Here is a 23,741-nt window from a genome sequence, read left to right as displayed (position 1 = left end):
CGCGTGTTCTAAAGCGGTGTTTTAGAACAACGGATCAGGACTTGAAGTGGTCGAGGATATGGTTGCGCACCATTTCGCGGTCGGCCGACGAGAAGCCTAGCAGCTGGCGGCGTGCGTAGCGGACCTCGCGCGCACCCGAAGAGGGCTTGTCTTCGAGGCCTTCCTGGTGGACACGGGCGATGCGCGCGGCGCGACCGCCAAAGCCGACTTCGACGCCGTTGATATCTGCGTTGATCTTGAGCCAGCGCGCGGTGCGAATCTTCGCGAACATGGTGGTCTTGCCGCGGCGGATCGAGCCCCGCTTGCCACGCAGATTTTTCGACCGCGCCTTCCGCGCCGTGTAAGGCGTTCCGTCGGGTTCCTTCTGCGCCGCGATGCGTTGCGCCTGCGACTGGCGCAGGTCGCGGCCGATCAGACGGGTGAGCGCCTTGCGCCCGGAGGCCGACAGCTTGGCGAGCAGCGAGGCTGCCCAAAGCTCCAGCTGGTTCAGGTCGCCGTTTGCCACAGGACATTCTCCATCAGGTCATCAGGTGGCTCTGGCGGGTGGGTGATCGTGCCGGCGGCGTCGACGGCGATCGCTTCCTGTACGTCGAGCTCGAGCTTGAGGTCCACCAGCTCGCTCGTGATCATTTCGACCTCGAAGCGAAGGGCTTTCTCGGCGAGCTCCGGGTTGGCCAGCAGACCGGGCATCTCGGCGCGGATCCATTGGAGGGCCGCATCGGCTACCCGGTCCACGTCGCCGGCGAAGTCCTGGATGACCGCGGTCAGCTGGTAGTGGTACGCAAACCCGCGCCCGGGCGATCCGCCGGATACCACGCGGCCGCGCTCGGCGAAGATCGCCACGTTTTCCGGGTTGGTGGCAAGGTCGGGCCACGACGCCAGGAGCGCTTCGCGGAACCGCTGCATCTTCTTCATCGCGCGGGCGCCATGTCAGGATCGACGTGGCCGCGTACCCAGTCCTGCAGGGCGCTCAACTGCTCGGCCGTTTCGTGGCAGCTGCCGTAGTTGCCGACGATGATGTCGAGGGCTTGAGAGGCTGCAACGGCTTCGCTGGCCGCATCAGGATCTCCGGTGGCGTCCACCTCGGGCACACCAGCGGCCGCGGCGTCGTGCAGCCAGACAAAGCCATCAGGGAGCAGGTAACGGCGATCAGCAGTCGGCGTGACATAGCGGGGAATCTCCTGGCGAAGGGTGGCGGTGGTGTCGTGCACGACGCGCACGCGATCGACAAAGGCGGTGATGCGCACCACATCGGCACGCGCGGCGGAGGCCTCGAAGTCCGCCGCGATCGCGGCCGTCGACGCGGCGGCGAGCTGGGCCGACAGCGATGTGTTGTCGTGATGCTGCCACCACATCAGTGCGCAGCAACCGGCGAGCAGTGCGGCAAGGGCAATGGTCAGGGTCTTCATGCCGCGGGCGCTCCACGATTGATCCAGCCGTATAGGAACTGGCGCTGCGCGGGGTCCGACTCGGCCAGCGCAAGGTAAGCGGTGTCCCTGACGCCCTTGATGGCGCGCAGAAGTGCCGCGGCCCCGAGCGGGCCACGCCAGCGCAGGAAGGCGCGCAGCGCGTCGCGTGTGACGGCGCCGGCGTTCCCGTCCACTTTGAGAAGCGCGTAGCGCGTGCCGCCGACGTTGAAGCCGTTCAACCAACGCTGCAGGAAGTTCGCCGCGCGCGCCGGGCCCATGTTGACGCCGATATCCACCAGCAACGCGCCGATGTCGGGATCGATGGCGACGATCTGGTCGAAGCCGGGCACGGTGACGTACTGCTGCCGGTAGATCGCTCGTGCGGTCGCTTCCGGTAATGCCTGCATGGGGCCGGTGTAGCCGGCCAGGCGGGCCGTCCGCTCGGTGATGCCGTAACGCGTCGGCCCGCCGCGGTCGGTCGGATTATTGGTGTACGTGCCGCCGCCTTCCGCGACAAGCACGCCGTCGATGATGCGTGCGATGCGCTGCTCGGCCAGGTCGATCACGGCAGCCGCCCATGGATCAGGCGCGAGAGGCCCATCAGGGCAAGGGCGATCGAGGCGAGCACCTCACGGGCGTAGTGGGCGAGGTTGCCCTTGTGCCGATGCATCCGCCAGGCAAACCACGCGACCGCGAGGCTTTCGACCGGCCCCGGGGGCGGCTTGATGCCGAACATGAGCTTGGCCGAGGTAGCGGACAGGGCAAGGACCAGGAGCCACGACAGCCAGGCATACGCCTGCCGATGCCGAGAGTCGCCGCGGCGAAAGGTAAGCAGTCGCCCCGTAGCAAAGAGCGCGGATAGCAGCATGACGATCGACCAGACGCTGACACCCCGAAGGTGCATCCACGCCGCCGCCAGGGTCTCCAGAATCGCGTTCTGGTATGTGCTTCCCGCGGCGACAAGGCACTGCGCGCCGACGTAGCCGAGCGATGCCACACCGACCCACAGTGTGCGCCAGGGAGGCGAGCGACCGGCGAAGAGGCCGAGGTTCCAGAACAGGGTGAAGGTGGCGGCCAGGGCGAAAGCGGCCAGGAGGATCAGGATATCCATGGGATCAGGCTCCGCGCTTGAGGATGCTGGTGAAATCGAACGCCTTGACGCGATCGATGATCTGGGTGGTCACGGTGATGGCGAGCGTGGCGGCCAGGAAAGCCGCCACGCCGGTGCTATGCAGCGGTAGACGCTGGATGACCTCGGGGGCGGCGACATAGCCGGCGGCGATGCTGACCAGCAAGTAGGTCGCGCGGACTGGCAGCGACAGGTCACGGGCGCTGGTGACGAACAGCGCGCCGCCGGCGATGGCGCCGATGAGCGCATTGGCGTCCACACCAGGCACCAGGGCCGACGCCGCGGTGGCGGTGGCGGCGGTAGCCGTGAGCGCGAGGGCGGTGGTGGCGGGTTCGGTCATGGTCAATCCCACAGGTTGATAAGAGGGAGCACCGCCGGCGCGACGGTTGCGCGTGCCGGCAGCTTGACGAGGGTGCCTTCGGGAAGGATCGGGCCCAGCTGGGCAAGGCCGCGGTTGAGTTCCAGCACCTGCTCGGTGACGCCGCGTGTGGCGCCCAACTCGCGCCAACAGATGGCGTCCACGGTGTCACCCTGGCGGGCACGCACCACGTCCGCCTCGGCGGTCATCAGATGAGCTCCACGGTGCAGCGGCCCACACCCAGGATGTCGGAGATGGCCCAGCGCGCATTGCGCCGGAAATCGTCCGCCGCCACCGACTCGAAGTCGGCACGGAAGTCGCCGGCGCGGGTGTTGTCCCAGTCGCGGTAACTCTCGGCAAGGCTCGCCTGCACGGTGCTGGTCACCGCACGCTGGTACCGATGCACCAGGGCCCTGGCACCGGCGATGGTCTCGCCGATATCGGCGGCGTGCTCCCAGCCCTCGGCACGCATGCGCGCACGATAGACGGCCAGTTCCTGGTTGACGCTCAATACCGCGTCGATCGTGGCGGCACGAAGCCGTTCCGGGGTGACGTTGCCGGTCAGGCGTGATGCCGCACGCAGTTGGGCCACGTCGATATCCGGCCAGAAGCCGTCATTGCCGACGGGCGGCTCAGGTGCGGGGTTGCTGCCGGGGGCGGCGCCACCGTTGGCGATAAGGCTGGACATGCGAGGTTCCTAAAACGGCGGTGGACGGGTGGGTCACCGGGGCCTGAAAGGCTGGATCGCCACCCGTGCCGCCGTGCGCCGGGGGGAGCTCAGGTGCCGTCGGACGACGGCGGTTCGTTGGAGCCTTCGCGGCGCAGGCGCGCGGCGAGTTGCTCGATATCTTTCTTGGCGCCGACCGCCTCGTGCAGGTCGACCGCCTTGCGCAGCAGCGCAATGGCCCGCGAAGGATCGTGTTCGATCAGATGGCGGCCGGTGGCGAAGAGCAGCTTGGCGCGCACCTGGTCCGGCATGTCGCAGGTTTCGGTGAGCTCGTGGGCCGCCTCGAGTGTGGCCACCGGGAACGTCTCCTGGCGGGCGTAGGCACGCAGGGCGGCGATGGCGGTTTCCTCGGCAACGAAGGTGCCAGGGGTGCGCTTGAAGCGCTCCGCCGTGGAAAGCTTGTGCTCGATGATGTACTTCGCGATCACGAAGGCGCCGTCGAAATCACCCACATCGATGCGCCAGGTCATGATGTAGGACAGCACCTCGTCCTGCACGCCGACGCCTGAGCCGATCACTGCGTTGGCGTAATCGTCGTAGTCCGGCAGCAGTTCGCGCTTCAAAGCGATCTTCGCTTCCCGGGACTGGATGGCTTTCAATCGCCGGCGATCCTCATCCAGCTTGGCGCGGATGAGGCGGTGGGCGTCGGAGGTATGGCGGTCCACCACCTGCCCGGGCACCGCGTTAGCGGTAGCCCGGGCAGCGAGGACGCGCATCTTGTGAGCCAGCGCGGGCGAGGTCATGTCAGGCCCACTTGCCGATGACGATGTTTTCCACCAGGGCGGCGGCGCCCAGGTCCTCGACCACGTACGCGTCGTTGCTCGACTCGTAGTTGGCGATGCGATCGCGCTTGGGCTCGTCCATCACCTGGCGACGGCGGGCGCCATCCTGGTAATAGAGCGACAGGTTCTTCGGGATCGTCACCAGCACGGCGTTGTCCGGGAAGAACGGCACGACGAGGCCCGGCAGGCCACCGATCGACTTCTGGCTGACGAGCAGCTGGGAGGCGAGCTCGTCCTGAGCGCCCTGCTGACGGTTCACCACCGGGAAATACTTGTCGTGGAGCAGCTTGCGGCCCACGTGGGCGCGCAGGCCGGTGTTCTGCTGATGCCAGGGGTCGAGCATGACGATGATGTCGTACACGAGTGCGTCCAGCGTCTCGTAGTCGCCACCAGGGCCCACGCGCACTTCACCGGCCTGCTTCTTGCCCGTGGCCATGACGTTTTCGGGAGCGCCATCGCGAAGATTCTGGAGCCAACCCTTGTTGACGTCCTGCAGGAGGGGATTGGCGGCCAGGTCCGTGGCCGGGGCAATACTCTTGCCGTTCCAGCCGATCGTCAGGCGATCGAGCGCCTGGCGCTGGATGATGGCGTCGCGCAGGCGGTTCTGGAAGTCCGGGAATTTCGCCCAGGCATCGAGCAGCGCGTACGGAAAGGCCGTGTCGAAATCGGTCTTGACGCAGTTGTACAGCTGCTCGGTCAGCGAGGACACGTCACGCGGGTTGCGATCCTTCTGCGTGGTGTCGGTGCGGCTGGCGACCGGACCGGTGACGCCCAGGCCGAGTTTCGCACCCGACTTCTCGGTCACGCCGATCATGTTGATGAGGCTCAGGTAGTCGCTCGACTCCTGGATGCGGGTTTCCAGGCGCTGCTGGATCGTGGGCGATACGGCGAACTTCTCCGTTGCATGCGCCACGCTGTTGAGCGTGGCCAGCTGCGCGCAGAAGGCGGCGAAGGCAAGGCGGGTCGGATTGAGCATGGAATCCTCAGGGGGCGGGGGAGGGTGGGTGAAGCGCGATCAGCAGTCGGTGACAACCGTTGCGGGACCATCGGCACGCGGGCGCTCGACCGTCTTGCCCGGGGCGGCGTCAAACTTGGATTCGAGATCCTGGATTCGCTTGGTCAGCGCCTCGGTCTTCTCATCGACGGTCTGGAACTGCTTGGCCGTCTGCGTGCTCTGGGCCGTGCCGTGCTCGGCCACTTCGGTCACAGCCTGTTCCAGGGCGCTGAAACGCCCTTCGTCCGTGGCCGCCTTCCTCGCGAACAGATTGCGGATGCCGGCAAGGAAGCCGCTGCCATCGTTCACCACCGTCGCTTCTTCCTCGAACTCGATGATCGCTTCGACCGCGGCGCTGAAATGATTCTCGGCCTGCTGCTTGCGCTTGGTCAGGGGGCTGACGGCCGGATTGCTGGCCGAGAAGGCCAGCATCTCGGTACCGAGGCTGGCCGGGTTGTCGGTGACGGCCAGGCCCATCAGGTAAGCCTTGCCGGTCTGCGCGAACTTCGGGTTGACCTCGATCGAGGTGAAGACCTTCTGGCCCTTGGCGGTCATCGCCACCAGGTCGTCCGTCGGACTGATGACGGCGAAGAGCTCGGCCTTGCCCTCGGCGTTGTCGGCCTGGGTGAGAGCGGTGACCTGGCCGTACGCGCGGAACGGGCTGTCGGGGAGGATGCCGCGGATGTGTTCGAGGTTGACCGACGCGGTGTATTTGGCCGGGTCGTAGCTGGCCGCCATCTGCTGGATCCAGTCGCGCTCGATGGTGCGGCCGTCGACGGTTGCGCCCTCGGTAGCGATGCGGAACTTCTTCGACTTCTTGGTCTTGTCGGCCATGCTGCGGTGCCTCGAATCGTGATGGGTGTGAGTAGGCCGTCAGCATCGACACGCCCCTTTCGCGCGGCAACGAGCGCTTGTTCTAGGACCGGGCTTTAAGAACATCTCGCGCGGGATTAGGGCGTGGCCGCTGCCTACGCTGTCGGCCATGCTGCCCACCGTTCCCGACATCGATCCGCGCCGCCTGGCACGCCACCTGTTCTTCGCCGGTCACGGCGTGACGGCGATCGCCGATCGCCTGGGCGAGCCACGTTCGACGGTGGAGTCATGGAAACAACGGGAGGGTTGGGCATCGGCGACACCGCTACAGCGGACGGAGGATTGCCTCGACGCCCGCCTGTGCATGCTCATTCTGAAAGAGGACAAGTCGCCCCACGACTTCAAGGAAATCGACCTGCTCGGGCGGCAGATGGAACGTCTGGCTCGCGTGCGGCGCTATGAGGCACCTGGCGGGCACGAGGGCGACCTCAACCCTGCCGTCGCCAATCGAAACAAGGATCCGAAGCGGAAAGCCGAGCCAAACGCGTTCACGCCCGAACAGATTGCCAAGCTGCGCGAGGCTTTTTTCGAGGCCAGCTACGACTATCAGCGGCACTGGTACGAAGCCGGGCAAAACGAGCGGACGCGGATCATCCTGAAATCGCGTCAGATTGGCGCGACGTACTACTTTGCCCGCGAGGCGTTGATCGACGCGCTGGAGACGGGTCGAAACCAGATTTTCCTCTCCGCCAGCCGATCACAGGCCAACGTCTTCCGCGGTTACCAGCAGGACTTCGTGCGCGAAGTGCTGGACATGAACCTTGCCGGCGGCCGCGATCGGCCCATCAAGCTCGGCAATGGCGCGGAGCTGTACTACCTGGGCACCAACTCCCGCACCGCGCAGGGCTACCACGGCAATCTGTACTTCGATGAATTCTTCTGGGTGCACTCGTTCGAACAGCTGGAGAAGCTGGCCTCGGGCATGGCGATGCACAAGAAGTGGCGAGAAACCTACTTCTCGACGCCCTCGGCGCTCAGCCATGATGCATACCCGTTTTGGAGTGGCGCGCAATACAACGCCAGCCGCGCGAAGGCCGATCGCATCGATATCGACGTCAGCCATCGGGCCTTATCGAAGGGCATGCGCTGCGCCGATGGCATGTACCGCCAAATCGTCACGATCGAAGACGCCGTGGCCGGAGGCTGCGATCTTTTCGACCTGGACCAGCTGCGCCGCCGCTACAGCGACGAGAAGTTTCGCCAGTTGCTCATGTGCGAGTTCATTGACGACGCGGCGGCGGCATTCACCTTCGCGCTCATCAAGCGATGCATGGTGGACACCTGGGACGTCTGGGACGACGTTCGCTTTGAGGCACCCCGGATCATTGGCGACGCCCCCGTGGGCATCGGTTTCGATCCTTCCAAAGGCACCGCCGGCGGTGACCCGTCGGGATGCACGGTAACGGCGCTTCCGACGCCGGGTGATGATCGATTCCGGGTTCTGGAAAAATTTCAGTGGGCCGGGCAGGACTTCGACGCGCAGGCGACATCCATCAAGGCGCTGACCGAGCGGTACAACGTCGCCGATATCGCGATCGACACCACCGGCATGGGCATCGGCGTGTACCAGCTCGTCCGCCAATTCTTCCCCGCAGCACGAGCGATCCAGTACTCGCCTGAGGTCAAGGCGCGCATGGTCATGAAGGCGACCGATGTGATGAACAAGGGGCGCCTGGAGTGGGATGCCGGCTGGACCGACCTCGCCGCGGCGTTCATGGCGATCCGTAAAACCATGACGGCCAGCGGCCGTCACGTGACGTTTGAAGCGGGCCGCTCCGAAGCCGTCGGCCACGCCGACCTCGCCTGGGCGGTCATGCACACCCTTATCCACGAGCCGCTCGAAGGTCGATCGGCGTCCAACCAGAGCTTTATGGAGATTTACGACTGATGGCCAAGCGCAAGCGTCCCAATCCGCGATTTACGTCCGCGCTGCCATCGACCGCGCCGGCGGCCGATGGCGGCCGCTTCGAGACGTTCACCTTCGGCGAGCCGGAGATGATCGACCGGGCCAGCCTGATGGAGTACTCCGACCTGGTGAACAACGGTCGCTGGTACGAGCCGCCGATCAACCCGCGCGGGTTGGCGAACATGATGGGCGTGGCGCCACACCATGCGTCGGCGATCTACGTCAAGCGCAATCTGCTGGTGGCCTCGTACCAGGAGACCTCGTTCCTGTCGACGCACGAATTTGCGGCATTCGCGACCGATTACATGGCTTTTGCCAACGCCTACCTCGAGGAGGTGCCGGCACTGTCAGGCCGACTGCTCAAGCTCAAGCGCAGCCCGGCCATGCAGACGCGCGTGGGCGTCGATCCAGGCGCCTTCTACTTCGTGCCCGAGTCAGGCATCGAGCATGCGTTCGACGTTGGCAAGGTCGTGCACCTGCACGACACCGACGTGAAACAGGAAATCTATGGCGTGCCCGAGTACATCAGCGCGCTCCACTCGGCCCAGCTTAACCGCTCGGCGACGCTGTTCCGTCGCAAGTACTACGACAACGGGTCGCACGCCGGATTCATCCTGTATCTGACCGACGCAGCAGCAAACACACAGGATATCGACGGCCTACGCGAGGCGCTGCGCAACTCGAAGGGTCCGGGCAATTTCCGCAACCTGTTCTTCTACGCGCCAGGCGGCAAGAAGGATGGCATGCAGATGATTCCGGTGAGCGAGGTCGCGGCCAAGGACGATTTCGCCGCCATCAAGAACGTCAGCCGCGACGACATTCTGGCGGCCCACCGCGTCCCGCCCCAGCTGCTCGGCGTGGTGCCAACCAATGCGGGCGGCTTCGGCGACGTGGAGAAAGCCACGAAGGTTTTCTATGCCAATGAAATCGTGCCGATCCAGAAGCGCATGCTCGCGTTGAACGCCCAGCTGGGCGTGGAGGCCTTCAAGTTCCAGCAGCCGGTGGCGAATGTCGCCTGAGCGCCGTGGACATTCAAAACACAGGGCGGGCGCGATGCTCGCCTCATGTGCGGACGATACGCCACCTTCGGACCTGTCTCCCTGAGCCGCGAGGCCAAGGACGTGCTCGACCAGCTCGAGATCGACATCGTCAGCGAGATCAACCAGCGGGACGACCAGTTCAACATCGCGCCGACCCAGAAGGCACTGGTGGTGTCGCGCGGTGAGAAGGGCTACGAGGCCAAGGCCTTCCGCTGGGGGCTGGTCCCAAGCTGGGCGAAGGATCTGGCGATCGGTTCGAAGATGATCAATGCCCGGGCGGACTCGATCGTGCCGGCGCCGAAACCGTCGTTCCGCAACGCCTTCAAGAAACGCCGCTGCCTGGTGCCAGCGTCCGGCTACTTCGAGTGGAAGGGCGAGAAAGGCAACAAGCAGCCGTACTTCATCCACGACCCCGCCGGCGACCTGCTCATGTTCGCGGGGCTGTGGGAGGGCTGGCGGGCGTCCCAGGACGACCCGTGGACCCACACCTTCACCATCATTACCGGCGAGCCTGGCAAGGTCTCCGGAGACATCCATGACCGGCAGCCCGTGATCCTCCCGCCAGACCTATGGCAAGTCTGGGTCGAGGGCTCGCCCGACGAGGCCAGCGCAACGCTGGTGGCGGTCCCCGAGGCCGAACTCGTCTACTACCCGGTAACGAAGGCAGTCGGAAAGCCGACCAACCATGGAGCGGAGCTGGTCGAGCCCATCGCGCTTTAGGGTGACTCGTAGGTAACGGCGTCCAGCGCTTCCGCAACGCGGAGCATGCCTGCTGCGAAACCGCTACGTGGGACGCTCCCTACCGGGCCGAGCCGATCCACCACAAAGGCTCCAGCCAGCATCACGTCTCGATGCCCGGCGGCGTCTGCCTTGGCGACGACCAGCTGGGCCCGAAACCGAGCCTCGTCGTAGTCGCCGGCAAGGAATGCTTCGTTCATAGCGGCCGAGTCGCGAGCGATTTCTGCTACGGCCAAGACGGATTCTTCGACGGGGTTCATGTTCGCTTATCTTCCGATCGCGCAAGATAGGGAGTCTATCCTGCCGTCGCTGAGAGGAGACGAATATGGCGCAGCGTGGTTACACGGCCAATATCGACGTCCACGCGGTGTCAGATGGCGGCTTCAGGTCAGCGTTTGAGATCGTGGATGTAAGCGGAGCCGTTGTCGAAAGCGAGACAGCTGGGCCGATCCATAAGACCGCCGCTCTCGCATTCTCCCACGCCCGCAGCCGGGCTGATGCGGCTATCAAGGTGGTGATTGAGTCAGTGCCGGTCGTTTGAGTGCGGTGGTTTGCCGTCAACTCCTAAGAAACCACTGCAAGCCCGTCCACAAATCTGAGATTCGGCCCGCGTATCTTCCGCGGCCTATGACCACCGTGATATGGCTCGAACGAGACAATGTGATGGGCGCGCCACTGCCGCAGCAGTACGGCGCGACCGAGCACGGTCAGCGGTTCGTGTTAGTGCGGGAGCACGCCAACTGGAAGGGCACCTGGCGGGTCAGTCTGTTCCCGCATGGCGATCCCGATACGGCGATCGAGGCAGTAGCAGGGTCGGAGCGGCAGGCGAAGCGGTGGGTCGAGCGGTGGGCGGCGAAGCGGACGATCAGTTATCCGGTCCCTGAGCGAAAGCGCATGCCCCACGAGGGCGAGCTCAAGCCTCGGAAGCCGAAGGGGGCTGAGGATCGCTCGTGAGCGAGGGGTCGCGGGCCCACCGCAGGACGGTGTATTGCCCCAACGAACGTCTGACCCGACCGGAAGCGCATCCATAGCCCCACAGGGCGACCTCAGTTCGACGCTGGCCTGAGGCCCTCGCCGGCGCTCGGCGGGCCGCGACGCGACGCCTGGGGGCCGCTGCGCGCGTGGCGGCGGGCGGGCGGCGCAGGGGGCCGGCAGGCCCAGGTCGAGGCGTGTGTGACCCCAGCGCGCGCGGTCGTCCCCCCTCCTCGCCTGCGCGCTTCTCCCTCTGGTTTTGATGCGGCAGATGCAAGCAGGCGATGCAGCCTGTGCCAACGCTCTCAATGGCATTACGGCACTCGCAAAGCTGATGCATTTTGATGCACCCGCTGTTGTTTTCATCGCCCTGGATGACGAGGGCTAGGCGGAAACTGAGGCAAACGCGACATCGAGGGCGTCGAGCAGGTCTCGAGCTTCAACCTGCTCCGCCAGATTGATCTTCATGAGGTCATTCCCCCTCGTGTACCGCGCTACGCTCCCCATGCGCGTGCGCAGGAGTCGAAGCAGATAGTGCTTTGCCGACACGAACTGGAGTAAGAAATCCCTATTGCTCTTCGCAGCGTGGCGCTGCTCGATATCCGCAAAAACGCGGTCGAAATAGCCGGCTCCGAATTCAGCGTCGCAAGCCTGCCGCAGTTCCGTGATCCGGTTTTCCGTCAAAAGAGGGTCAACCACTCCACTGCTTCCCGGTCGGACGAGCCGATCTACAGGGTAGGAGATCGTGCGCTCGGCGCAAGCTAATTGGTGGCAAGTCGCATACGCCGTGAAGAGTCGACGTAAAGGCAGAGAATTTTCTTGCATCCAGGCATCAAATTGAATAGCAAGAGACACGGCAGCCTCGTCCATTTCGGCTGATTCATATGCGAGTACTTTGGCGACTGCGCGTTCATCGAGCAAGTAATTTTCGATGCAATAGCGTGGCAAGCGATATAAGCGCTTGAGACCTGATGCGGGACGTTGAAGGCAAAGGTCAATGTCGCCATCGATGATATAGACGCGCGGGCGCCCACCGGGGGCTTGGTCTTCAGCGCACTTTTTCTCCACCACGGTTCGCGAGCCCAAGGGAAATACTGTATCGATTCGGACATTGTCGGGCGATATCCCAGACAACAATCGGGCGAAAAGTTTTCTCGTTCCTTTGGTATCGTCCTCAACGAAGATGTCGATATCGTTGAAAGCGCGGTACATTGCAGCTTTCGCTTTCTTTGCGGCCGGTGCACGCTCCATCACGGGTTGATCTCCACACAGTTGTCGTCGTTAGCTCCGACGATGTCAGGGGAGTGGGTCGCAAAGATTAGCTGCGTATTTGGTGATGCCGCCCGCACCTTCTCGACAAGATTTTCCTGCCAGCGGACATGCAGAGAAAGTTCCGGTTCGTCAATCACGATAATTCGACTGCGCGAGCCATACTTGTTGAAAAAGATATGGGAAAACATGACGATTATCTGTTTTTCGCCGGACGATAACTTTGGGAGAGCGACAGGCTTAGAATCTGGTCTTGCAATGCCGATGCGCCCAACCTGGTCTATCGCGATTTTCTTACGGGAATCAGCAAAAAACCAATTAAGCGATTCCTGGAACTGGTCAAGTCGCCCAAAAATTCGCTTAGATCTGTCGTTGAAATCTTGAACTACGTCAATGACGTTTTTCATGCGCGAGAGAGTCGCGCGATTCATTAAAAACTCGATCACCGGCGGGTTTTTGCTATCGGCAGCCATGCGGCCAAATAGGTCTTGAACGTTATCTGTGAATTCCTGTCGCTTTTCCTCAACTCGCCTGGAAGGGAGGCCGATGTCAATGAGCGCTTTTGATATAGCGTCGGCCGATACGCGCAATGCATCGGCTTCGCCGAAGGTCGCGATGCTGCTTTCAGCGATCCCCGCGTCGATGTATTCGAAAATGGATAGCAGCACCTCTGTGCGGAGCTGCTCCTGGGCGCTATCGAGCTTCCTCCGAGCGTCGCGATACGCGTCTCGGATGAGGAGGTGAGACTCACGCAGTCCGTCAATGATTTGACCCCGCGTGTAACGGTGCTGGACGGAGTAATCACGAACACCGCGAGTAGTCAGGTCGTCCATAGTGCTCGAATCAATGTCGGGTCTTGTACGTAGCTGACGATCAATGCCCAAGAAAACGGGCGCCGGGATATCAGCGATCGCTTTAAGTACTGCTCCACCCTCGCCGCTATCCAGCGCGAAAGTGGTTAGATAATCAGCCGCAGAGCGCGGGTCGTCGGCTGAGAAATCTCGGATCTGCGACACGTTAGGTATATGGAAGCGAGCATCGACCCAGCTCGCGCTGATCGACAGTGATTCTCCAGACCGGTAAACGTCGATTCGCTTGTCGCCCGAGTGCTCAAATTCCAACGTGGCACCCTCTAATGACGTTGAAATTATGTCCTGTAGTGAGGGCGTGATCAGAGCCTCTATCAAACGAAGGGCGCTGGATTTTCCGCACCCGTTTGGTCCGACCAGAAAGCTCAGCGAGTCATTGAATTTGATGTCGAAGTGCAGGTATCCGTGCACGCCGCGAGCGCGCAGAGCTTTCAGTTTCATTCCATTCCCCTAGTCCATGAAAACGGTGTCGACCATGCAAGAGGCCGACGGTGCCAAGTTGCGACGATAGCCGTGAACAACCCAGGCGAGCTGGCCCAAACTTGGCGGCATCCTAGTGCAGCGTGTCGGCAGCACGAAAATTTTATTGAGAAAGACTCTCAACAAAATTCTGCCGAAAGCTTACCAAGCGCGCACTTGAGCGGCCACAACGGTGATCGTAGATCCGCGCTAATGGGCGGTGCAAAGTCCTGGGGTTCGGCTGAAGTGATTTCGGTTATGCCCGGCATACGAACCAAGGAAAAGAGCTATGGAACAATTGGTTACGATAGATCGTCCAAAGTTATTTCCAAGTGATGTCGAGAGTGATGTTTCTCTAACGCGCTGATTTAAAACAACAATATTTGATAGCTACATAACTTCAAGAAAAGTTATCCAATCACCTTAAAATAACTCGTAAATAACTTTCGAAATATGCGAAAAAAACGAGTCTAAGCAATAGGTTGCGAGTCAAACGATTGTTACATAACTTAAATAACTTTGTTCCGAGGGCCACGACTTTGAAAGGCCCTATTTAGCGCGCGGAAGTGGGATGGTGAATGTCATCACCGCTCAGGCAGGTCTTCCGGCCGCAGTTGGGCGTACCGCCGGAGTGTCTGCCACGACTGATGCAGCGTGAACTGCGCCACCTCGTGGATCTGGTACCCGCGTTCGAACAGGCGGCTGGTCGCCTCGTGCCGGAGGTCGTGGAAATGCAGGTTCTCGATTCCGAGGACCTTGCACGCGCGCCTGAACGCGGCGCCGATCGACCGACCGTCATAGGGGAACACCAACTCGCCGCGCGGTTGACGCTCAACAATCGCCCAAGCGCCCTGCAGCATGCGGAACGCCTTTCGGTTGCCCTTTTTGCGCGTGGGATGCTTTACGTCATTAAGCCAGCCGATGCCCTTCTCGCGCTCCAGGTCGTCCCAGCGCAGGCGGGTGATTTCTTCCTGCCGGCGAGCGGTGGCTAGCGCGAACTGGTATATGTCGAGCATTGGGATGGACGCCCGCACGTCGGGCGTACTGAAATGCGCGATCAGCTTCTTGTCCTCGTCAGCGGTCAGCCGTCGATCGCGCCAGGCGCTCTTGACGACAACCTTGCGCGCACTGAGCTCGTGCCGCGCCGCAGAGAGCGGCTCGAGGCTGATTGGAATGTTTCGTGAGTGGCCAGCTGACCGCAACACCTGGCCAAACCAGACTAGATCATTGCCGGCGGTGGCCGCGGCCGCACCCTCGACGCGCCGAGACATCACATGGTCTACGAAGTCCTGAGACGTCAGCGCGACGGCGGGGCGATTGGCGATCGGGTAGCGCTGGATGCGCTCCAGGTCTGCTGCCTTGGTGCGTCCCCAGCCGGCCGTGGGTCCGATCGTGTCGCGGTACCACCGTACCAGGTCGCCCAGCGTATCCTTCGCACTGCCCAGCTGGCCTCGGGCGCGCATCTTGTCCAGTTCGGCTTCGCGTCGACGCATCCATTCCTGTGCGTGTTGCTTGCGGTCGAAAGTCTCCGTTTCGGAGTGGACAATGACCCCTTTTTCTTTCAATCGGATCGAGGCGGTGTAGCCTGTTGTGCCGTCCTTGCGCCGGCGCGTCTGGATCGTTCCCATAGCGGTGCAACATTCCTTCCCATGTTGCACCGAATGTTACACCGCCGGCCCGAAAACGCCCCAGATTGCTCCAAAACACCCGAGAAAGTGCAACATGAAAAATGCCCGCCAGCCCGCGTTGGACAGCCAAAATCCCCGTGTTTCGGGACCATGGGCTTTGTCGGTTGCGCCGATGATGGACTGGACGGACCGTCATTGCCGGTACTTTCATCGTCTGCTGTCTCCCCATGCCCGCCTGTACACCGAGATGGTCACCAGCGCGGCCCTGGTGCGCGGCAATCAGCTACGTCTCCTGGAGCACAGTCACGAAGAGCACCCCGTGGCGCTCCAGCTCGGCGGCAGCGACCCGGTCGAACTGGCTAAAGCAGCGATCCTGGGCGCCCAGGCCGGCTACGACGAGATCAACCTCAACGTCGGTTGCCCCTCGGATCGGGTCCAGTCCGGCAAGTTCGGGGCGTGCCTCATGCGCGAGCCGCTCCTGGTCGGCGAATGCGTCCGGGCCATGGCGGACGTCGTGGATGTCCCGGTCACCGTCAAATGCCGCATCGGCGTGGACGACCAGGACGAATACGCCGACCTTCAGCGTTTCACCACCACGATGATCGAGGCTGGCGTGGGCATTCTCGTGGTGCACGCGCGCAAGGCCTGGCTGGAAGGCCTGAGCCCGAAGGAAAACCGGGAAATTCCGCCGCTGGACTACGAGCGGGTCTACCGGCTGAAGCGCGAATTCCCCGACCTGACCATCGTCATCAACGGTGGCATCACCACGGTCGAGGCGGTGCGTGAGCATCTTGCCCATGTGGACGGGGTGATGCTTGGCCGTGCCGCCTACCATGATCCGTTCGTGCTCGCCCGGCTGGAGTCGGACCTCTACGGCGCGGCGCTGCCGGACCGGGCGGATGTGCTCGATCGCATGCGCATCTATATAGAGGCGGAACTGGCCCGTGGCACCCAGCTCAAGCACATCACCCGGCACATCCTCGGCCTGTTCCAGGGGGAGCCGGGCGCGCGCGGATTCCGTCGCCAGCTGAGCGAGGGCTCGCACCTGCCGGGAGCCGACTGGGGCCTCATCGAGTCCGCGATGGCACCCTTGCGGCAAGCCGCCTAAGTTTCGTTCAGCTTCAGGCGGGGCGCCCCTCGGCATGATCGGTCGACTACTGCCCGTCGTGCTGCCCGCGCCAGACATGAAAATCACGTTTCGTCCGCTACTTTTCGCCGCGCTCTGCATTAGTTTGCCCATGGCCGCCCAGGCGGACCAGTCGCTGACGCTGGAGCAGGCCGTGAGCAAGGTCCAGAAGGACACCGGGGGAAAAGTGCTGTCGGCGGATACGCGACTCGTCGAGCGCGGCCGGATCACCGAATACCGGGTCAAGGTCCTTACGCTGGACGGTCACGTCCGCGTGGTGCCCGTCCGAACCGAAACCGCCAAGCCCCTGGACGTCAGTGCCGGGGACAACAAGGAGAAACATTGATGCGCATCCTGCTCGTTGAGGACGAGGCCCCGCTTCGCGAGACCCTCGCCGCGCGGCTGAAACGTGACGGCTTCGCCGTCGATGCCGCCCAGGACGGCGAAGAGGGCCTGTACCTCGGTCGCGAGGTCCCCTTCGACCTGGCCATCATCGATCTGGGTCTGCCCAAGCTGTCGGGCATGGATCTGGTCAAAGCCCTGCGCGAGCACGGCCAGCGCTATCCCATCCTCATCCTCACGGCGCGTGGCAGCTGGCAGGACAAGGTCGAAGGCCTCAAGCACGGCGCCGACGACTATCTGGTCAAGCCCTTCCACGTCGAGGAACTGCTGGCCCGTATCAATGCGCTGGTTCGTCGTGCGAGCGGGTGGTCCAAGCCGGTCCTCGCCTGCGGCCCGATCAAGCTCGACACCACGGCGCAGACGGTCACCGTCGAAGGCCGTCAGGTCGACCTGACCAGCTACGAGTACAAGGTGCTCGAATACCTGATGCTGCATGCGGGCGAGCTGGTCTCCAAGGCCGACCTGACCGAGCACATCTACCAGCAGGATTTCGACCGCGACTCCAACGTGCTGGAGGTCTTCATCGGCCGCCTGCGCCGTAAGCTGGATCCCGAAAGTGCGCTCAAGCCGATCGAGACCGTCCGCGGTCGCGGCTATCGTTTCGCGATTCCGCGTAACGAAGCAGACGAAGACTGAGCGAACCGTGGACGGTGCAGCAAAGTCGCTGCGCCGTCCCGAGGTAAGCTGGACGCATGGATAACGCTCCACCGACCAAACGCCGGCCGCTGTCGCTGGCCGCGCGCGCGGCGTTGGCGACGGGCTTCGCGCTGGCTGCCTTTCTGGGCCTGACGGGCCTGGCGCAGAACAAGGCCAACTACGCGTCCGAGCTGTCGGCCATGCACGACCGGCTGCACAACTACGCCATCGCCTATATCACCGGCACCGACATCACCCGCGCCGGCAAGGTCACCACGCCCGACAGCCAGCCTCATCCCGATTTCTCACGGCCGGGCTCGGGCCTGTACGCGATCATCGTCGGCAACGACGGTTTCCGCTGGGAGTCGTCCTCCGCGCTGGGCCGCGACTTCGACTTCGTGCGCATGCTCTCGCCCGGCGAAACAGCCTTCGAGCCGGTGGAGACGCGCAGCGGCAAGCTCTACGTTTTCAGTTACGGCGTGTCGCTGGACAGCACCGACAAGCGCAGCGTGCCGCTGACGTTCGCCATGGCGCAGACGGAAGATCAGTTCGAGCGGCAGGTGGCGACCTACCGTCGGACGCAGTTCCTCTGGCTGGCCATGCTCGGCATGATGCTCATGCTGCTGCAGCTGTTCCTGCTGCGCTGGAGCCTGCTGCCGTTGCGCCGTGTATCGAGCGATCTCGCGCATATCGAGCGCGGCACGCGCGACCACCTCGACGGCCCGTATCCGATGGAGCTGACGGTGCTCACCAAGCGCCTCAATGCCTTCATCGACAGCGAGCGCGAGCAGCGTACGCGTTATCGCGACACCCTGGCCGATCTGGCGCACAGCCTGAAAACCCCGCTGGCCGTCGTGCGCTCGCAACTGGAAAACGAAGCCGACGCACGTTCGCTGCGTGGCGACATCCTCGAGCAGGTGCGCAAGATGGACGAGCTGGTCGCTTACCAGCTGTCCCGCGCGGCCACCTCCGGTCGTCGCACCATCGCCTCGGTCGAGCCGATCGCCGGTCATGCGGAAGATCTGGTGCAGAGCCTGGAAAAGGTCTACGCCGCAAAGAACGTGCTGTGCGAGTTCGAGATCGAAGACGGCGTCTCGTTCCCGGGCGAGCAGGGCGACCTGCTGGAACTGATGGGCAACCTGGTCGAGAACGCCTTCAAGTGGGCCTCGCATCGCGTCCTGCTCACCGCGCGTTCCGTGGCGAAGGTGCGCGGGCGCGCGGGCCTCGAACTCATTGTCGAAGACGACGGCCCGGGCATTCCGGACGAAAAGATCGAGAAGATCCTGCAACGTGGTGTGCGCGGCGATGAGCGCGTGCAGGGCCACGGTATCGGGCTGTCGATCGTGCAGGACATCGTCAAGGCGTACCAGGGCGAGCTGCACGTCGATCACTCGGAAGAGCTCGGTGGCGCACGTTTCAGCGTGCGTATTCCGCCCGCCTGAGGATCGTCAGTCGGCGGGCGATGGTCCGTAATAGGCATCGAGCAGGCGCGCCACGTCCGGCTCCGCCTCACGCAGCAAGGCGGGCCGCGAGAAATGCATTTCGCTTGTCACCGCGAAATATTCCTCGGGCGCTTCCGCCGCATAGGGATCGATCGCCGTCTTGCGTCGACGACCCACCGCCTTCGACAGTCGTTCGAAGCCCTGTTGCATGCTGCCGATCCATTCGCGCCGGTTGATGCCGCCTGGTAGCGGCGGCACGCCATTGGCGGGGCCGGCGAGCATGTCCAGCTTATGGGCCATTTCGTGGATCACCACGTTGACGCCATCCCACGGTGCTTCGAGATCCAGCGCTACGTCAGCCAGCGAAAGGATCATCGGGCCGCGCTCCCACGCTTCGCCGATCAGCGTGTCGTCGCTCTCGGTGATCACGCCGGTGGGTGCGTCATGGTGACTGCGACGGACGTTGAATTCGCCGGGGTAGACCAGGATATTGGTCCAGCCTTTGAAGACCTTCGGGCCGTGCGGCAGGGCAGGGAGGCTGGCTTGCATGGCGATAGCCAGACGCCAGAAATCATCCAGCGAGGCGTCGCCCAGCGCGTGGAATCGCTTGGTGTGGAGAAAAGACGCCGCGAGTTGGCGCAGGTAGTGGGCTCGCGGCGCGTCCAGCGCGTTCGCCAGCGGAACGCGGGTCAGCGCGTGTGCCCAGAGTGTGTCGTCGATGGGCGGGACGGGGGCGCGAAAACGCGCGAGCAACGACTGGAAAACGCTCACACGACGGCCGGCGGATTCTTAGAAGATCGACCCGGGAAGCATGGACTGCCAGGTCGGCCCCGCGCCGTGACCGCTCGAAGAGCCATCATGCATATCGGCGTCGGCCTCGACGGGGGGTGGCATGGGCGCCTGACCCGGGCTGGCCTGCGCGTTATTGACCTGCCTCGCGGTGGTCACGTCGCCACTGCCGCTGTCGCGGCTGCTCTGGCTGGAACTGGAGCGCGAGGTGGATCCGGCATCGAACGACGACGACACCGACCGGCCCAGCGAAAGCAGGCTGTTGGTCACGCTGACGTCGGAAGCGGCGGCGGTGCCGATGGCACCGACGAGGCACAGACATCCGAAGATGTAGGGTCTGGCGTTCATCGGTATACCCCGTGGGCCCCGGACGTGCCGGGGGACCGACCGATCCTCTCAGATATTTCGAAACGGTGCCAGTGCTGGAGGTGTGTCATCGGGCTCTGCGGCGCCATGCGGGCGAAATCCTCGCGGCTGCCCTAGAATTACCCGATGCCCCGGCTCTCCCTCCCCCTGACACCGGCCGCCTGACGGCCTCACGGCAGCCCATGCTCGCACGCGACCTCCTGGAAGCCCTTGCCGGCGGCGATGCCGTGTCCGGCGCCACTCTGGCCCGTCAGGCCGGTGTGACCCGTGCCGCCGTCTGGAAACAGATCGAGTCGCTACGTCTGAAAGGCGTGCCCGTCGAAGCGAAGGTGGGCGGCGGCTACCGGCTTCCGTGGGCGACCGAACTGCTTGACGGTCAGCGCATCCGCACGGCGCTCGAGCCTGCGCTTTCGTCGCACGTGGGCATGCTCGAGGTGCACTGGGATATCGACTCCACGTCCAGCGAGCTGGCGCGGCGTATTCCTACGCTGGACGACCTGGCTTTCGTCATGGCCGAAGCCCAGTCGGCAGGGCGCGGGCGGCGTGGCCGGACCTGGCTCTCGCCGCCGGGCATGAATCTCTACCTGTCGGTGCTGAAGCGTTTCGACTCGGGGTTCGCGTCGTTGTCGGGCCTCTCGCTGGCCGTGGGTGTCATGCTGATCCGCGCGCTGGACGACCTCGGCGTCCGCACCGCCGGGCTCAAGTGGCCCAACGATGTGCTCGCGGGCCAGGCCAAACTGGCCGGCATCCTGGTGGAGCTGTCCGGCGAGTACTCCGGTCCCTGCGCGGCGATCATCGGCGTCGGTCTCAACATCCGCCTCCCGGACACCCTGCACGAGCGTGCGGGACAACCGATCACCGACCTGGCGGAACTCACTGGCGGCCAGCCGCCGGGACGGAATCGCGTCGCCACGGCGGTCGTGTCCGCGCTTGCGGAGGGGCTGCTTGCCTTCGAGCGACATGGCTTCGCGGCCTTCGCCGACGAATACGCGGCCAACGACCTGTTGCGCGACCAGCCACTGCGCGTCATCGATCCTCGCGGCGAGTACAGCGCCACCGGAGAGGGTGTCGACGAGCGCGGTGCCTTGCGTGTGCGTCGTGCCGACGGCCAGTCCGTGACCGTCGATAGTGCGGATGTCTCCGTCCGCAGGAGTGGCGCGTGATTCTTCTGCTCGACCTCGGCAACACGCGACTGAAATTCGCTCTGCTCGATGGCGCCGAATTCAGTCATCGCGGGGCCTTTGGCTGGGATGCGGATATCGCGCACGAACTGGCGACGTTGTGGGCGTCCTGGCCGGCGCCGGTTCGGGTCGTCGGTGCGTCGGTAGTGGATCCCGCCCGTGAGACCGCGGTCGCCGTGGCGGCGCAGAAGGCGTTCGGCCTTTCGCCGGTCTGGGTCCGTACGCCCGCGCAAGCCTGCGGCGTCACCAATGCGTATGCCGAACCTCATCGTCTCGGCGTGGATCGCTTCCTCGCCCTCGTCGATGCGCATGCGGCGGGTCGCTCGCCCTGCGTCCTTGCCAGCGTCGGCACGGCCCTGACGCTCGATGCGCTGGATGCCGATGGCAGGCACCTCGGCGGATGGATCGCGCCGGGGCCGTTGCTGATGCAGCAATCCGTACTGGGCGCGACCGTGCAGGTGCGCCCCGGTGGCGCAGGTGCGATACGCGACCTTGCCGATAACACCGCCGATGGCCTGGCCTCGGGTTGCTGGCAGGCCTGCGCCGCGTTGGTCGACCGCTTTGTCGAGCGTTCGGCACCCCTGCTTGGCGGCCACCCCACGGTGACCCTCGGTGGCGGCGATGCGGCTGTACTGGCGCCATTGCTCGAGCGCGAGGTGCTGCTCGTGCCCGACACCGTCCTTCGGGGTCTGGCCGTCTGGGCCAAAGCACACACCGAGACCGCCAAGATCGCCTAGAATCCGGACGCCGCCGGTTCTTACAGGGGAACGCGAGCAGGCCCCACCGTAAGCCCAAGGCCACCATGCTGCTGCGTTTGTTCTTCGTCTTGCTGATCGCCCTCAATATCGCGGTAGCCGCGTGGCTGCTGCTGGGCGATACCGGTAAGCACGCGGTGGATCCCACCGACAGCGGCGTGCCCCGACTGAAATTGCTGGCCGAAGTGCCCGCGGCCGCGAGCACGGCGCCCGCGACCGCTGCCGGGCGCCCGGTTGCGGCCGGCACGACCACGTCCAGCATGGCGGCACCAGCACCGGCACCGGCACCGGCACCGGCCGCTGCTGCAGCGCCAGCGCCACCGGCGACGGCTGCAAAGAGCACGCCGGGCATATCAGCCCCCGCGACGCCGGTCTCCGGCAGCTCGGCGACAGCGGCGCTGGCTGCCGCCGCGGCGAAACCGGCACCCACGGCGCCCAGGGCAGCGGCGGATACCCCGCCGACGCAGCCCGACGCGCCGACCAGTTCCCGCCGCAGCTACAAATGCCTGGCCATCGGTCCCTTCGCCAATCAGGTCGACCTGCGCACAGCGCGTACGGCCATCGCGCCGCGCACGGTCCGCAGCCGCCAGCGCCAGGAGACGACCAGCGAATCCCGCGGCTGGCGCGTCTTCCTTCCTTCGCAGTCGACACGCGAACTGGCGCTGGCCCAGGCCCGTCGGCTCGAAGCGAAGGGCATCAAGGATTATTTCGTCGTGACGGCCCAGGGGGAGTTGCAGAACTCGGTCGCCCTGGGCCTGTTTCATGATCCCGCCAACGCACGCAAGCGCCGCGACGAAGTCGTTGCCGCCGGGTTCCCCGCGCGGATGAGTGAGCGTACGGAGACGACGCCGGTCTGGTGGCTGGACGTCGTGGTCCCCGACGACGGTGGCGCGGACCTTCGCCGCAACCTGCGCAATCCGGCGGTGAGTGCTCGACCGACGGGCTGCTTCTGATAAACTTCGCGACTTCGCCGGCATAGCTCAGTTGGTAGAGCAACCGCCTTGTAAGCGGTAGGTCCCCAGTTCGAATCCGGGTGTCGGCACCATCGGATGATCAACCATCCGTCGAGCGCGTGAGCGTTTCCCACCTCGTCATGTCGTCCGCCATCGCCTTGAGCTTGTCGCGGACCAGAGCCAATGCATCGCTGCCGAGCAGGAGATGCGCTGGCGGGGCGGGCAACTCGACAAGGGCGAGCATCGCCTTCGCCGCCTTTGCGGGATCGCCGAGCTGCTTGCCGCTTTTCTCCTGGCGTGCCTGCCTGATCGGATCGAACGTCGCGTCGTAGTCCGGAATGCTGCGCGGTGAACGCTGCATCGACCGGCCCGCCCAGTCGGTACGGAAGCTGCCGGGTGCCACGGCGGTGACATGGACGCCGAAGGGGCTCAGTTCCTTGCCCAGCACCTCACTGATGCCTTCCAGAGCGAACTTGCTGCCGCAGTAGTAGGCGATGCCCGGCATCGTGATGAAGCCGCCCATCGAGGTGATGTTCACGATGTGGCCGCGGCGACGTTCGCGAAACCGTGGCACGAAGGCCTGCGTGACCGCCACGGCACCGAACACGTTGACCTCGAACTGTCGGCGCATCTCATCGAGCGGCGATTCTTCGAAGATCCCTTCGTGCCCGTAACCGGCATTGTTGACGAGAACATCGACCGGTCCGAAGCGCGCTTCCGCGTCGGATACGACAGCGGGAATCGCGTCGATATCGGTGACGTCGAGAAGCATGCCGTGGGCGCGCGTCTCGTCGAGCCCTTCGAACGCGCGGCGCGCCTCGTCGTTGCGCACGGTGCCGATCACGCGATGGCCGGCAGCGAGGGCCTCGCGGGCAAGGGCCTCGCCGAAACCGCTGCTGACACCCGTGATGAAAAAGGTCTTGGTGGACATGAATGGT

The 23,741-nt window shown here is 64.2% G+C and carries 30 protein-coding genes and 1 tRNA gene; 13 read left to right on the top strand and 18 right to left on the bottom strand.

Annotation, left to right across the window (positions count from 1 at the left end; genetic code table 11):
* Window positions 1-34: 34 nt before the first annotated feature.
* The 11 genes from J2X57_RS09830 to J2X57_RS09780 form a co-directional block, all read right to left on the bottom strand.
* On the bottom strand, window positions 35-505 hold the full coding sequence (locus tag J2X57_RS09830) for a phage virion morphogenesis protein (RefSeq protein ID WP_309866453.1): 471 nt from the start codon (window positions 503-505) through the stop codon (window positions 35-37).
* Entirely contained in the window at window positions 487-915 is a 429-nt protein-coding gene (locus tag J2X57_RS09825; protein ID WP_309866451.1) for a phage tail protein, read from the bottom strand. The genes J2X57_RS09830 and J2X57_RS09825 overlap by 19 nt, the downstream gene beginning before the upstream one ends.
* Complete coding sequence (locus J2X57_RS09820) at window positions 912-1,409, bottom strand: hypothetical protein (RefSeq protein ID WP_309866448.1); 498 nt, start codon at window positions 1,407-1,409, stop codon at window positions 912-914. The genes J2X57_RS09825 and J2X57_RS09820 overlap by 4 nt, the downstream gene beginning before the upstream one ends.
* Window positions 1,406-1,975 (bottom strand): glycosyl hydrolase 108 family protein, encoded by a 570-nt coding sequence (locus J2X57_RS09815; protein ID WP_309866445.1) that lies wholly within the window; start codon window positions 1,973-1,975, stop codon window positions 1,406-1,408. Before J2X57_RS09815 ends, J2X57_RS09820 begins: the two co-directional genes overlap by 4 nt.
* Window positions 1,972-2,520 carry a phage holin family protein gene (locus J2X57_RS09810; RefSeq protein WP_309866443.1) on the bottom strand — a complete coding sequence of 183 codons (549 nt, stop codon included), beginning with the start codon at window positions 2,518-2,520 and terminating at the stop codon, window positions 1,972-1,974. The genes J2X57_RS09815 and J2X57_RS09810 overlap by 4 nt, the downstream gene beginning before the upstream one ends.
* Window positions 2,521-2,524: 4 nt before the next feature.
* Window positions 2,525-2,878 (bottom strand): putative holin, encoded by a 354-nt coding sequence (locus J2X57_RS09805; protein ID WP_036129268.1) that lies wholly within the window; start codon window positions 2,876-2,878, stop codon window positions 2,525-2,527.
* A 2-nt stretch (window positions 2,879-2,880) separates the two neighbouring features.
* Entirely contained in the window at window positions 2,881-3,105 is a 225-nt protein-coding gene (locus J2X57_RS09800) for a tail protein X (RefSeq protein WP_309866437.1), read from the bottom strand.
* Window positions 3,105-3,584, bottom strand: coding sequence for a head completion/stabilization protein (locus tag J2X57_RS09795; protein WP_309866432.1), 480 nt, complete (start codon window positions 3,582-3,584; stop codon window positions 3,105-3,107). The genes J2X57_RS09800 and J2X57_RS09795 overlap by 1 nt, the downstream gene beginning before the upstream one ends.
* An 89-nt stretch (window positions 3,585-3,673) precedes the next feature.
* Entirely contained in the window at window positions 3,674-4,366 is a 693-nt protein-coding gene (gene gpM, locus J2X57_RS09790; RefSeq protein WP_309866429.1) for a phage terminase small subunit, read from the bottom strand.
* 1 nt (window position 4,367) lies between these two features.
* Window positions 4,368-5,381: a phage major capsid protein, P2 family gene (locus J2X57_RS09785; protein ID WP_309866427.1), complete on the bottom strand. Its 1,014-nt coding sequence runs from the start codon at window positions 5,379-5,381 to the stop codon at window positions 4,368-4,370.
* A 39-nt stretch (window positions 5,382-5,420) separates the two neighbouring features.
* Window positions 5,421-6,233, bottom strand: coding sequence for a GPO family capsid scaffolding protein (locus J2X57_RS09780; protein ID WP_309866425.1), 813 nt, complete (start codon window positions 6,231-6,233; stop codon window positions 5,421-5,423).
* Between the two features lie 148 nt (window positions 6,234-6,381).
* Here J2X57_RS09780 and J2X57_RS09775 point away from each other — a divergent pair, with 148 nt between their 5' ends.
* Genes J2X57_RS09775 through J2X57_RS09765 form a run of 3 tightly spaced genes read left to right on the top strand, consistent with a single transcriptional unit; the run spans window position 6,382 to window position 9,938 of the window.
* Entirely contained in the window at window positions 6,382-8,160 is a 1,779-nt protein-coding gene (locus J2X57_RS09775; RefSeq protein ID WP_309866422.1) for a terminase family protein, read from the top strand.
* Window positions 8,160-9,197, top strand: coding sequence for a phage portal protein (locus J2X57_RS09770; protein WP_309866419.1), 1,038 nt, complete (start codon window positions 8,160-8,162; stop codon window positions 9,195-9,197). The genes J2X57_RS09775 and J2X57_RS09770 overlap by 1 nt, the downstream gene beginning before the upstream one ends.
* A 45-nt stretch (window positions 9,198-9,242) precedes the next feature.
* Window positions 9,243-9,938 carry an SOS response-associated peptidase gene (locus tag J2X57_RS09765; protein ID WP_309866416.1) on the top strand — a complete coding sequence of 232 codons (696 nt, stop codon included), beginning with the start codon at window positions 9,243-9,245 and terminating at the stop codon, window positions 9,936-9,938.
* Here the strand turns inward: J2X57_RS09765 and J2X57_RS09760 are convergent.
* Window positions 9,935-10,216 (bottom strand): hypothetical protein, encoded by a 282-nt coding sequence (locus J2X57_RS09760; RefSeq protein ID WP_309866413.1) that lies wholly within the window; start codon window positions 10,214-10,216, stop codon window positions 9,935-9,937. The genes J2X57_RS09765 and J2X57_RS09760 overlap by 4 nt on opposite strands.
* A 65-nt stretch (window positions 10,217-10,281) precedes the next feature.
* Between J2X57_RS09760 and J2X57_RS09755 the strand changes: the two genes are divergently transcribed.
* Together J2X57_RS09755 and J2X57_RS09750 are read left to right on the top strand one after the other, a co-directional pair.
* The gene (locus J2X57_RS09755) at window positions 10,282-10,497 is read left to right on the top strand and encodes a hypothetical protein (RefSeq protein ID WP_309866408.1); all 216 of its coding nucleotides are present in this window, start codon (window positions 10,282-10,284) and stop codon (window positions 10,495-10,497) included.
* 122 nt (window positions 10,498-10,619) lie between these two features.
* A complete protein-coding gene (locus J2X57_RS09750) occupies window positions 10,620-10,910 on the top strand; it encodes a hypothetical protein (protein WP_309866405.1) in 291 nt (96 codons plus the stop codon).
* Window positions 10,911-11,312: 402 nt separating this feature from the next.
* On the opposite strand, the gene J2X57_RS09745 is transcribed toward J2X57_RS09750, so the two are convergent.
* From J2X57_RS09745 to J2X57_RS09735, 3 genes are all read right to left on the bottom strand, one after another.
* Entirely contained in the window at window positions 11,313-12,179 is an 867-nt protein-coding gene (locus tag J2X57_RS09745) for a DUF4435 domain-containing protein (protein WP_309866901.1), read from the bottom strand.
* A complete protein-coding gene (locus J2X57_RS09740; RefSeq protein WP_309866403.1) occupies window positions 12,179-13,507 on the bottom strand; it encodes an AAA family ATPase in 1,329 nt (442 codons plus the stop codon). The genes J2X57_RS09745 and J2X57_RS09740 overlap by 1 nt, the downstream gene beginning before the upstream one ends.
* A gap of 602 nt (window positions 13,508-14,109) precedes the next feature.
* Window positions 14,110-15,153, bottom strand: a complete 1,044-nt coding sequence (locus J2X57_RS09735; protein WP_309866399.1) for a site-specific integrase — start codon at window positions 15,151-15,153, stop codon at window positions 14,110-14,112.
* Between the two features lie 94 nt (window positions 15,154-15,247).
* Between J2X57_RS09735 and dusA the strand changes: the two genes are divergently transcribed.
* From dusA to J2X57_RS09715, 4 genes are read left to right on the top strand one after another with little or no spacing between them, the layout of a single operon-like run.
* Window positions 15,248-16,261, top strand: coding sequence for a tRNA dihydrouridine(20/20a) synthase DusA (dusA, locus tag J2X57_RS09730; protein WP_309866395.1), 1,014 nt, complete (start codon window positions 15,248-15,250; stop codon window positions 16,259-16,261).
* A gap of 34 nt (window positions 16,262-16,295) precedes the next feature.
* On the top strand, window positions 16,296-16,625 hold the full coding sequence (locus J2X57_RS09725) for a hypothetical protein (protein WP_309866392.1): 330 nt from the start codon (window positions 16,296-16,298) through the stop codon (window positions 16,623-16,625).
* Window positions 16,625-17,317, top strand: a complete 693-nt coding sequence (locus J2X57_RS09720) for a response regulator transcription factor (protein WP_036115892.1) — start codon at window positions 16,625-16,627, stop codon at window positions 17,315-17,317. Before J2X57_RS09725 ends, J2X57_RS09720 begins: the two co-directional genes overlap by 1 nt.
* Window positions 17,318-17,373: 56 nt before the next feature.
* A complete protein-coding gene (locus J2X57_RS09715; protein ID WP_308846066.1) occupies window positions 17,374-18,759 on the top strand; it encodes an ATP-binding protein in 1,386 nt (461 codons plus the stop codon).
* 6 nt (window positions 18,760-18,765) lie between these two features.
* Here J2X57_RS09715 and J2X57_RS09710 read toward each other — a convergent pair whose 3' ends face one another.
* Both J2X57_RS09710 and J2X57_RS09705 read right to left on the bottom strand, forming a co-directional pair.
* Window positions 18,766-19,530, bottom strand: coding sequence for a zinc-dependent peptidase (locus tag J2X57_RS09710; RefSeq protein ID WP_309866375.1), 765 nt, complete (start codon window positions 19,528-19,530; stop codon window positions 18,766-18,768).
* Window positions 19,531-19,548: 18 nt separating this feature from the next.
* Entirely contained in the window at window positions 19,549-19,896 is a 348-nt protein-coding gene (locus J2X57_RS09705) for a hypothetical protein (RefSeq protein WP_036115884.1), read from the bottom strand.
* Between the two features lie 200 nt (window positions 19,897-20,096).
* Here J2X57_RS09705 and J2X57_RS09700 point away from each other — a divergent pair, with 200 nt between their 5' ends.
* From J2X57_RS09700 to J2X57_RS09685, 4 genes are all read left to right on the top strand, one after another.
* Entirely contained in the window at window positions 20,097-21,077 is a 981-nt protein-coding gene (locus J2X57_RS09700; RefSeq protein WP_309866370.1) for a biotin--[acetyl-CoA-carboxylase] ligase, read from the top strand.
* On the top strand, window positions 21,074-21,832 hold the full coding sequence (locus J2X57_RS09695) for a type III pantothenate kinase (protein WP_309866367.1): 759 nt from the start codon (window positions 21,074-21,076) through the stop codon (window positions 21,830-21,832). Before J2X57_RS09700 ends, J2X57_RS09695 begins: the two co-directional genes overlap by 4 nt.
* 65 nt (window positions 21,833-21,897) lie before the next feature.
* Complete coding sequence (locus J2X57_RS09690; protein WP_309866364.1) at window positions 21,898-22,803, top strand: SPOR domain-containing protein; 906 nt, start codon at window positions 21,898-21,900, stop codon at window positions 22,801-22,803.
* Window positions 22,804-22,819: 16 nt separating this feature from the next.
* Window positions 22,820-22,895 (top strand) — tRNA-Thr (locus J2X57_RS09685).
* Window positions 22,896-22,903: 8 nt separating this feature from the next.
* Here the strand turns inward: J2X57_RS09685 and J2X57_RS09680 are convergent.
* Complete coding sequence (locus tag J2X57_RS09680; RefSeq protein WP_309866361.1) at window positions 22,904-23,734, bottom strand: oxidoreductase; 831 nt, start codon at window positions 23,732-23,734, stop codon at window positions 22,904-22,906.
* Between the last annotated feature and the right edge of the window lie 7 nt (window positions 23,735-23,741).

Origin of the sequence: Luteibacter sp. 1214, assembly GCF_031455395.1 — a bacterium.
GTDB lineage: Bacteria > Pseudomonadota > Gammaproteobacteria > Xanthomonadales > Rhodanobacteraceae > Luteibacter > Luteibacter mycovicinus.
The sequence above is the reverse complement of the archived record's forward strand: the minus strand, read 5'-3'. Positions and strand labels throughout refer to the sequence as shown.

Coding starts and splice junctions, on each gene's coding strand:
- J2X57_RS09745 (WP_309866901.1), bottom strand. CDS start 12,179: ATGGAGCGTGCACCGGCCGCAAAGAAAGCGAAAGCTGCAATGTACCGC.
- J2X57_RS09810 (WP_309866443.1), bottom strand. CDS start 2,520: ATGGATATCCTGATCCTCCTGGCCGCTTTCGCCCTGGCCGCCACCTTC.
- J2X57_RS09760 (WP_309866413.1), bottom strand. CDS start 10,216: ATGAACCCCGTCGAAGAATCCGTCTTGGCCGTAGCAGAAATCGCTCGC.
- J2X57_RS09775 (WP_309866422.1), top strand. CDS start 6,382: ATGCTGCCCACCGTTCCCGACATCGATCCGCGCCGCCTGGCACGCCAC.
- J2X57_RS09770 (WP_309866419.1), top strand. CDS start 8,160: ATGGCCAAGCGCAAGCGTCCCAATCCGCGATTTACGTCCGCGCTGCCA.
- J2X57_RS09740 (WP_309866403.1), bottom strand. CDS start 13,507: ATGAAACTGAAAGCTCTGCGCGCTCGCGGCGTGCACGGATACCTGCAC.
- J2X57_RS09720 (WP_036115892.1), top strand. CDS start 16,625: ATGCGCATCCTGCTCGTTGAGGACGAGGCCCCGCTTCGCGAGACCCTC.
- J2X57_RS09735 (WP_309866399.1), bottom strand. CDS start 15,153: ATGGGAACGATCCAGACGCGCCGGCGCAAGGACGGCACAACAGGCTAC.
- J2X57_RS09785 (WP_309866427.1), bottom strand. CDS start 5,381: ATGCTCAATCCGACCCGCCTTGCCTTCGCCGCCTTCTGCGCGCAGCTG.
- J2X57_RS09680 (WP_309866361.1), bottom strand. CDS start 23,734: ATGTCCACCAAGACCTTTTTCATCACGGGTGTCAGCAGCGGTTTCGGC.
- J2X57_RS09700 (WP_309866370.1), top strand. CDS start 20,097: ATGCTCGCACGCGACCTCCTGGAAGCCCTTGCCGGCGGCGATGCCGTG.
- gpM (WP_309866429.1), bottom strand. CDS start 4,366: ATGACCTCGCCCGCGCTGGCTCACAAGATGCGCGTCCTCGCTGCCCGG.
- J2X57_RS09715 (WP_308846066.1), top strand. CDS start 17,374: ATGGATAACGCTCCACCGACCAAACGCCGGCCGCTGTCGCTGGCCGCG.
- J2X57_RS09800 (WP_309866437.1), bottom strand. CDS start 3,105: ATGACCGCCGAGGCGGACGTGGTGCGTGCCCGCCAGGGTGACACCGTG.
- J2X57_RS09725 (WP_309866392.1), top strand. CDS start 16,296: ATGATCGGTCGACTACTGCCCGTCGTGCTGCCCGCGCCAGACATGAAA.
- J2X57_RS09690 (WP_309866364.1), top strand. CDS start 21,898: ATGCTGCTGCGTTTGTTCTTCGTCTTGCTGATCGCCCTCAATATCGCG.
- J2X57_RS09755 (WP_309866408.1), top strand. CDS start 10,282: ATGGCGCAGCGTGGTTACACGGCCAATATCGACGTCCACGCGGTGTCA.
- dusA (WP_309866395.1), top strand. CDS start 15,248: ATGAAAAATGCCCGCCAGCCCGCGTTGGACAGCCAAAATCCCCGTGTT.
- J2X57_RS09825 (WP_309866451.1), bottom strand. CDS start 915: ATGAAGAAGATGCAGCGGTTCCGCGAAGCGCTCCTGGCGTCGTGGCCC.
- J2X57_RS09750 (WP_309866405.1), top strand. CDS start 10,620: ATGGGCGCGCCACTGCCGCAGCAGTACGGCGCGACCGAGCACGGTCAG.
- J2X57_RS09805 (WP_036129268.1), bottom strand. CDS start 2,878: ATGACCGAACCCGCCACCACCGCCCTCGCGCTCACGGCTACCGCCGCC.
- J2X57_RS09820 (WP_309866448.1), bottom strand. CDS start 1,409: ATGAAGACCCTGACCATTGCCCTTGCCGCACTGCTCGCCGGTTGCTGC.
- J2X57_RS09765 (WP_309866416.1), top strand. CDS start 9,243: ATGTGCGGACGATACGCCACCTTCGGACCTGTCTCCCTGAGCCGCGAG.
- J2X57_RS09705 (WP_036115884.1), bottom strand. CDS start 19,896: ATGAACGCCAGACCCTACATCTTCGGATGTCTGTGCCTCGTCGGTGCC.
- J2X57_RS09780 (WP_309866425.1), bottom strand. CDS start 6,233: ATGGCCGACAAGACCAAGAAGTCGAAGAAGTTCCGCATCGCTACCGAG.
- J2X57_RS09795 (WP_309866432.1), bottom strand. CDS start 3,584: ATGTCCAGCCTTATCGCCAACGGTGGCGCCGCCCCCGGCAGCAACCCC.